Below are 1,012 nucleotides of genomic sequence, written 5' to 3'. Positions count from 1 at the left end.
CCGGCCGATCCGGTCCGCACCCCCCTTCCCCGCCCCGAGGCCCGGCTGGAGGTGCGCAACCTCTCGGTCGCCCCGCCGGGAGAGGGGCAGGCCACCCTGCGCGGCGTCAGCTTCGGCGTGGCGCCCGGCACGGCCCTGGGGGTCATCGGCCCGTCGGGCGCGGGCAAGTCGACGCTGGCGCGGGCGCTGATCGGCGCGTGGCGCGTGGGCGGCGGCAGCATCCGTCTGGGCGGCGCGACGCTGGACCAGTACCACCCCGACGTGCTGGGCGGCCTGATCGGCTATCTGCCCCAGCAGGTGACGCTGTTCGACGGCACGATCGCCGAAAACATCGCCCGCCTGTCCGACCGCCCCGACCCCGACCAGGTGGTGCGCGCCGCACAGGCGGCCGCCGCGCACCAGATGATCCTGGACCTGCCGCAGGGATACGACACGCGCATCAGCCAGACGGCGGGCCGTCTGTCGGGCGGCCAGATTCAGCGCATCGGCCTGGCCCGCGCGCTTTATCCCGACCCCGTGCTGCTGGTTCTGGACGAGCCGAACTCGAACCTGGACAACCTGGGATCCGAGGCGCTGAATGCCGCGATCCGGCGGCTGAAGTCGCAGGGCGGCGCGGTCATCATCATGGCCCACCGTCCCGCCGCGATCAACGAATGCGAAAACCTGCTGGTGCTGGAGGGCGGCGTCCGCCGCGCCTTCGGTCCGCGTGACAAGGTGCTGGAACAGATGGTGCAGAATTCGGCCCAGATCCGTCAGGCCCAGACCTCGGGCCAGGGCGGGGGCGTCGCATGAGCCGCGGTCGGACACGCGCGGCCTCGGGCGACCGGCGCTGGCCGGTGCGCGGCCCGATCATCGCGGGCGTGGTGGCGGTGCTGGTGCTGGTGGGCGGCTTCACGGTCTGGGCGATGTCCACGCGCATCTCGGGCGCGGTCGTGGCGGGCGGCCAGGTCGAGGTCGAACAGCAGCGCCAGATCGTCCAGCATCCCGATGGCGGCGTGGTCCAGGACATCGC

Annotated in this window: 1 protein-coding gene and 1 pseudogene; both read left to right on the top strand. The window is 73.0% G+C overall.

Annotation, left to right across the window (positions count from 1 at the left end):
* Positions 1 to 792, top strand: a 792-nt coding sequence (locus tag FHD67_RS20210; protein WP_139599862.1) for an ATP-binding cassette domain-containing protein, incomplete at its 5' end; no start/stop codon positions are given.
* Positions 789 to 1,012: pseudogene (locus tag FHD67_RS20205) on the top strand (HlyD family type I secretion periplasmic adaptor subunit); the annotation flags it as partial. The gene FHD67_RS20210 and the pseudogene FHD67_RS20205, both read left to right, overlap by 4 nt.

Origin of the sequence: Paracoccus haeundaensis (assembly GCF_006239215.1) — a bacterium.
GTDB classification, from domain to species: domain Bacteria; phylum Pseudomonadota; class Alphaproteobacteria; order Rhodobacterales; family Rhodobacteraceae; genus Paracoccus; species Paracoccus marcusii.
This window is presented reverse-complemented; position numbering and strand designations above follow the sequence as displayed.